Raw genomic sequence first — 5,307 nt, forward strand, 5'->3', positions numbered from 1 at the left:
ACCACCCGAGCACGAAGGCGCTCACTCCACCGGAGCTCGTGCCGATGGCCGAGGGCCGCGTGCTGATGAAGCGCCCGCCCCTCGACCCTCGCCGCGCCGCCGCTCGCGCTGCTCGAGCCCGACTCGGACCGGATGCTCGTCATCCGCGCCGCCGAGGGCGACGACCGGGCGTTCGCCACCATCGTCCGCCGCTACACCGGGCTGCTCCGCGCGACGGCCGCCCGCACCCTCCGCAGCAGCGCCGACGTCGACGACGTCGTGCAGGAGACCTTCCTCGCGGCGTGGACCCACGTGGACAGCGTGATCGACGGCGAGACCATCGCCGGGTGGCTCGTCACGACCGCCCGCCGCCGCAGCGTCGACCGGCTCCGCTCGAGCGTCTCGCGGCTGCGAGCCGAGCTGGACGACGAGTTCCCCGCCTCCGCCGCCGACGACCCGGAGCACGCCGCGCACTGCGGATCGCTCGCCGCCGACGCCAACCGGGTGCTCGCCGCGATGCCCTCGGCCCAGCGCCGCTGCTGGGAGCTGCGCCAGCTGGAGCAGTGCAGCTACGACGCGATCGCGCACGAGTTGGGCCTCACGACCTCCACCGTCCGCGGGCTGCTCGCCCGCGCCCGCGCGACCCTCCGCACGGAGCTCGCCCACTGGCGCTGAGCCGCGCGACGCACTTCAGCGCAGGAGAACCGGCCCCGCGCCGATCCGCACCCGGAACAGCGAGTACGGGTACGTCCGCAGATCCGTGCCGCCCTGGTAGTCGGCCTGGCGGTGCAGCTGGTTCGCGGTGACGTACAGGTGCTCGTCCGTCGCGATCGACATCGTGTCGGGCCAGAGCAGCCGCTCGTCGTGCACGATCGTCTCCATCGTGCCGTCGGGGCGGCGGCGGACGATCGCGTTGTTCTCGTAGCTCGTGGCGTAGAAGCGGCCCGACGCATCCGTCTCGAGGCCGTCCGCTCCCCCGCCCTTGTCGCCCTCGTCGACGACGGTCGCCGCGACGTCCTCGTCCGGTGCCGACCGGTCGACCAGGGCCGCCGTCGCCACGCTGAACCAGCGGCGGGAGGCGAGCGGGCAGTACCAGAGGCGCTCGCCGTCGGCCGAGATCGCGATGCCGTCGGCGCCCATCGTCACCGGCTGCGGGTCGCCGTCGGCCGGGCGCTTCATCAGCACGCGGCCCTCGGCCATCGGCACGAGCTCCGGTGGAGTGAGCGCCTTCGTGCTCGGGTGGTCGTGCAGGCGGCGCCAGGCGGTCCCCGTCTCGAGGTCGACGACGATGATCCCGTTCGGGCCGGAGTCGGCCGAGTCGGTGATGTAGGCGATGCCGCGCCGCAGGTCGAAGCGCACGTCGTTGAGGTAAGTGGTCGGCAGGGCGACGTCCGGCTCGAGGACGATCACCTGCTCGACGGTGTCGGTCGCGAGGTCGACGCGGACGAGCTTGGGTCCGCCCTTCTGCGTCGGCTCGAACATCGGGCTGCCGGTGTCGAGGATCCAGAGCCGGTCGGCCGGGTCGACGACGATGCTCTGCACCGAGACGAGGGCGCCGGCGTCGTCGATTCCCGACGGCGTGTTCCAGGCCTCGTCCGGGTAGGGCACCGCCGCTCCGTCGCGCAGCTCCACGACCGTGGCCGGGACCTCGTCCCCCCACTTCGGGAAGTTCACGAAGATCCGCCCGGTGTGCGAGACGCTGACGCCGGTGGGCATCGGCCCGCTGGTGAAGGCGTGCACGAGCTCCAGCTCGCCGAGCGGCTCGTCGACCGGGCGCGTGGCGCGGGTGTCGTCGGTCGGTCCCCAGAATCCCATGGTGCTCTCGCTGTCCTCCCGCCGGAGCGGGCTCGTGGCGGTCTCGGAGCCGGTCGAGCGCGGGGTCGGTGCCCGCCGCGACCGGTGCTCCTCATCCTGCGCGCCGGCGCCGGGCGGTGGGGAGGAGGTGGCGGAGGAGGCGGCGAGCGCCTACCATCCGGACGCCGCGGGCGTGCGCGGGCGACCGATGCCGTCGGCCTGCGCCGTCCCCCTCCGCCCGCCGGCCGTCCGCTTCCGGACATGACCGCTAGAGGGCGTTGCCACTGCGGCCGCTCACCTGCCACGGTCGCAGAGCGACCGACGACGGTCCACCGATCAGAAGGACCGAGGCCCGCCCATGGACGACTCCTCTTCGACCGAGACCAGCACGAGCGAGATGACGCCCGAGGTGCTGGCCGCGTTCAGCGACGCCTGGACCCGCCACGACCTCGAAGCGCTGATGAGCCACATGACCGACGACTGCGTCTACGGCGCGTCCGTCGGCCCCGAGCCCGGCCGCACCTGGACGGGGAAGGAGCAGGTCCGCGAGGGATTCGCTCTCATGCTCGCCTTCGACACCGGACAGGAGCGGCACGAGGAGGGGGCTCCCCTCATCGCCGGGACGCGCGGCGCGGCCACCTGGTCCTTCACCGGGACCGGCCCCGACGGCGGACCCCAGGTCACGCGGGGCTGCGACATCTACGAGTTCCGCGGCGGGAGGATCGCCCGCAAGGACGCGTTCCGGAAGGTCTACCGGGCGGACGAGGAGTAGGCCGCGTCGGAGCCCCTCGCCCAGCGGAGCCGGGGCGGCGTCCTCCGACCCGCTGGCCACGCACCTCCCCGGTCGCGCAGACTGGATCGATGGCAGCGGCGTCGGCACCGGTCGGATGGGGACGTCTGCCCGCCGTCTCGTGGCTGAGGGTGCGCGCCTTCACGCGGCACCGCGTCCTCGCCGTCCTGGCCTTCCCGACCGCGCTGCTCTCGCTCACGCCCTCCGTGATCCGCCGCGCCGCCCACGAGACGGCCGACCGGAACGGCCTGGTCGTGTTCGGGCGCTACCGGCCGGTCGCCGACGCCCTCGCGAGCATCGCCGTCACCGTCCCGGTCGTCCTCCTGGGCATGGTGGCGGCCCTGTTTGTCGCGCTCTCGGATCCGCTGGGCGCGGTTCTCGTCCTCGCGGCGCTCCTCGGCGGAGCCGTGGGGGCCGGGGCCCTGCTCGTCGGGACCCCCCTCACCGCAGCCGTCGGCGCGGAGACGCCCCCCGGGCGGCGGTGGACGGTGACGGCGCTCTCGCAGCGCCCCGGGACCCGCCTGTCGGCGCTGCTCGCGACGCGGGAGCTGCTGACCACGGTCCCCGCGGGAGGCGTCGTCGTGGCGGTCGCCGCCGAGGAGCGGCTGGCGGACAGCTACTCGCGCCTCGGCTCCTCCCGAGGACGCGACCTGCGGGTCTTCCGGCAGGTCTGACCGGCCTCCTCCCGGATCGCGGGGCGGAAGCCACCGGCGGCTCGGTACGGTGGGGCTCGTGCAGTGCGGCTGAGGCCTCCCCGGTCCCCGTCACTCCGGCCCGCTCCCTCCGGCCCGCTCGGGCGCGATCGAAAGGCTCCCCGTGTCCGCACTCCTCCCCCTGCAGGGCAGGACCGCTCTCGTCACCGGCGTCTCGCGGCGACGCGGCATCGGATTCGCCGTCGCCGCGAAGCTCGCCTCCCTCGGCGCGCACCTCGTCGTCCACCACCACCGCCCTCACGACCTCGACCTCCCCTGGGGAGGCGACGACCTCGACGCGGTCCGGTCCGAGCTCCGCGCGCACCTCACGGAGGGCGCACGGTTCGCCGACGTCGCCGCGGACCTGGCCGACCCCTCCACCGTCCCCGGTCTGATCGCCACCGCAGCCGGCCTGACCGGGACCCTGGACGTCCTCGTCTGCAACCACGCGAAGAGCGGCGACGACGGCAGCATCCTCGACATGACGCCCGAGCGGCTCACCGCGTTCTGGGACGTGAACACCCGCTCCACCCTCCTGCTCACCGCGGAGTTCGCGCGGCTCCGGGCACCGCGTTCCGACGGACCCCGCAGGCCCGGCGACCGGATCGTCGGGGCCGGGCCCTACCCGCGGGCACAGGGGCACGTGTTCTGGATGACGTCCGGCCAGATCCACGGCGCGATGCGAGGAGAGGTCGCCTACGCCGCGAGCAAGGCCGCCCTCGCCGGCGTCACCGCCACGGTCGCCGCCGAGCTCCTGGAGCTCGGGATCGTGCTCAACACGATCGATCCCGGTCCGGTCAACACCGGCTACCTGGACCCGGAGACCACGGACCGCTCACTCGAGGATCTCGAGGAGCACGTCGCGAGCACGCCCTTCGGCCGCGTCGGCACGCCGGCGGACCCCGCGGAGCTGATCGCGTGGCTGGCCACCTCGGCGGGCAGCTGGGTCGTCGGGCAGGTGCTCACGACCGACGGCGGGTTCAGCCTGTGACCGGAGCGGCGGCCCGCCGGCTCCGGTGCGGGCGAGCCCGGCCGGGAACCGTCCGGCGACGACGACCGGCGGGCCGGACCCCGCGATGATGGACGCATGGGATCGCGTCGGGCCGGAGTGCTGTGGGTGGTGAGCGCGCTCGTCTACGTGGGCGCCGAGGCGGTCGCCGCGTCCGCGTTCCCGGGCTACAGCTACGCGCGGAACTACATCAGCGATCTCGGCGTGCCGGAGGTCGGCGTGTTCCAGGGGCGAGAGATCGACTCGCCGCTGCACGCGGTGATGAACGCCGGCTTCCTCCTCGAGGGCGCGCTCTACCTCGCGGCCGCCGTCGCGACCGTGCGGCTCGTCCGTGGAGGACCGCAGCGGCTCTACCTCGCGCTCGCGGTCGTCTACGCGGTCGGCATCGCGATGGTGGGGATCGTGCACGGCAGCGAGGCGAGCGCGCAGAGCGGGCTGGGCTGGATGCACGGGCTCGGCGCCGCGATGGCGATCATCGCCGGCAACGCCGCGTCGATCCGCTCCGGCGTCTGCGCTCGCCGCGGCACCGCACCCTGGGCGTCGGCACCGCTCGGCCTCGCGCTCGGCACGATCGGCCTGCTCGCCCTCCTGATGCTCCAGCTCGACACGCGGCTCCCCGGCCTCGATCTGCTGCCGGACGGCGTGTGGGAGCGCCTCTCCGTCTACACGATCACCGGGTGGCAGCTCGCGACGGGCGTCCGGCTGCTGCTCGGCGGTCACTCCGCGGGCAGCGAGGCGCCGATCCGGTAGAAGCGGTCGGCCGTCACGGCGAAGACGTCGCGCCGCTCCGCCGGGGAGAGTGCCGCGGTGAGCTCGTCGAACGCGGCGTAGAGCTCGGAGACGTCGCCCATCCGCCCGTCGTGACGCGGCTCGTCCCGATCCCGGCCGGCACCTCGCAGCAGGGCGAGCTCAAGCACCCGGGGCGGGGCCGCTCGCGAACCCGGATCGGGCGCCTCCCGCCGGAAACGCGCGCGAAACAGCGGAGGCCTACGGTCGGGAGCGTCCCCGCCGCCCCGGCCGCTCCCTGGAGGATCCGCATGCCC

7 protein-coding genes are annotated in these 5,307 nt (G+C 74.3%); 5 read left to right on the top strand and 2 right to left on the bottom strand.

Annotated features, from left to right (window positions below):
- Nucleotides 1–132: 132 nt before the first annotated feature.
- Nucleotides 133–654 carry an RNA polymerase sigma factor gene (locus tag C5D44_RS17300; protein WP_104282370.1) on the top strand — a complete coding sequence of 174 codons (522 nt, stop codon included), beginning with the start codon at nucleotides 133–135 and terminating at the stop codon, nucleotides 652–654.
- Between the two features lie 15 nt (nucleotides 655–669).
- Here C5D44_RS17300 and C5D44_RS17305 read toward each other — a convergent pair whose 3' ends face one another.
- A complete protein-coding gene (locus C5D44_RS17305) occupies nucleotides 670–1,794 on the bottom strand; it encodes an L-dopachrome tautomerase-related protein (RefSeq protein WP_104282371.1) in 1,125 nt (374 codons plus the stop codon).
- Between the two features lie 337 nt (nucleotides 1,795–2,131).
- Between C5D44_RS17305 and C5D44_RS17315 the strand changes: the two genes are divergently transcribed.
- The 4 genes from C5D44_RS17315 (at nucleotide 2,132) to C5D44_RS17330 (ending at nucleotide 5,014) form a co-directional block, all read left to right on the top strand.
- Nucleotides 2,132–2,545, top strand: coding sequence for a nuclear transport factor 2 family protein (locus C5D44_RS17315; RefSeq protein WP_219812314.1), 414 nt, complete (start codon nucleotides 2,132–2,134; stop codon nucleotides 2,543–2,545).
- 89 nt (nucleotides 2,546–2,634) lie between these two features.
- Nucleotides 2,635–3,237 carry a hypothetical protein gene (locus C5D44_RS17320; RefSeq protein WP_146088092.1) on the top strand — a complete coding sequence of 201 codons (603 nt, stop codon included), beginning with the start codon at nucleotides 2,635–2,637 and terminating at the stop codon, nucleotides 3,235–3,237.
- A 142-nt stretch (nucleotides 3,238–3,379) separates the two neighbouring features.
- On the top strand, nucleotides 3,380–4,246 hold the full coding sequence (locus C5D44_RS17325; protein WP_258068042.1) for an SDR family oxidoreductase: 867 nt from the start codon (nucleotides 3,380–3,382) through the stop codon (nucleotides 4,244–4,246).
- A 96-nt stretch (nucleotides 4,247–4,342) separates the two neighbouring features.
- A complete protein-coding gene (locus tag C5D44_RS17330) occupies nucleotides 4,343–5,014 on the top strand; it encodes a DUF998 domain-containing protein (RefSeq protein ID WP_104282374.1) in 672 nt (223 codons plus the stop codon).
- Here the strand turns inward: C5D44_RS17330 and C5D44_RS18625 are convergent.
- Nucleotides 4,981–5,115, bottom strand: a complete 135-nt coding sequence (locus tag C5D44_RS18625; RefSeq protein ID WP_258067366.1) for a hypothetical protein — start codon at nucleotides 5,113–5,115, stop codon at nucleotides 4,981–4,983. The genes C5D44_RS17330 and C5D44_RS18625 overlap by 34 nt on opposite strands.
- Between the last annotated feature and the right edge of the window lie 192 nt (nucleotides 5,116–5,307).

This window comes from Rathayibacter sp. AY1B5 (assembly GCF_002932795.1).
Taxonomy (GTDB): Bacteria; Actinomycetota; Actinomycetes; order Actinomycetales; family Microbacteriaceae; genus Rathayibacter.

Bases quoted from the DNA above. Each gene is read 5' to 3' on its own strand.
- C5D44_RS17300 (WP_104282370.1), top strand. From the start codon at position 133: ATGCTCGTCATCCGCGCCGCCGAGGGCGACGACCGGGCGTTCGCCACC.
- C5D44_RS17305 (WP_104282371.1), bottom strand. From the start codon at position 1,794: ATGGGATTCTGGGGACCGACCGACGACACCCGCGCCACGCGCCCGGTC.
- C5D44_RS17315 (WP_219812314.1), top strand. From the start codon at position 2,132: ATGGACGACTCCTCTTCGACCGAGACCAGCACGAGCGAGATGACGCCC.
- C5D44_RS17320 (WP_146088092.1), top strand. From the start codon at position 2,635: ATGGCAGCGGCGTCGGCACCGGTCGGATGGGGACGTCTGCCCGCCGTC.
- C5D44_RS17330 (WP_104282374.1), top strand. From the start codon at position 4,343: ATGGGATCGCGTCGGGCCGGAGTGCTGTGGGTGGTGAGCGCGCTCGTC.
- C5D44_RS18625 (WP_258067366.1), bottom strand. From the start codon at position 5,115: ATGGGCGACGTCTCCGAGCTCTACGCCGCGTTCGACGAGCTCACCGCG.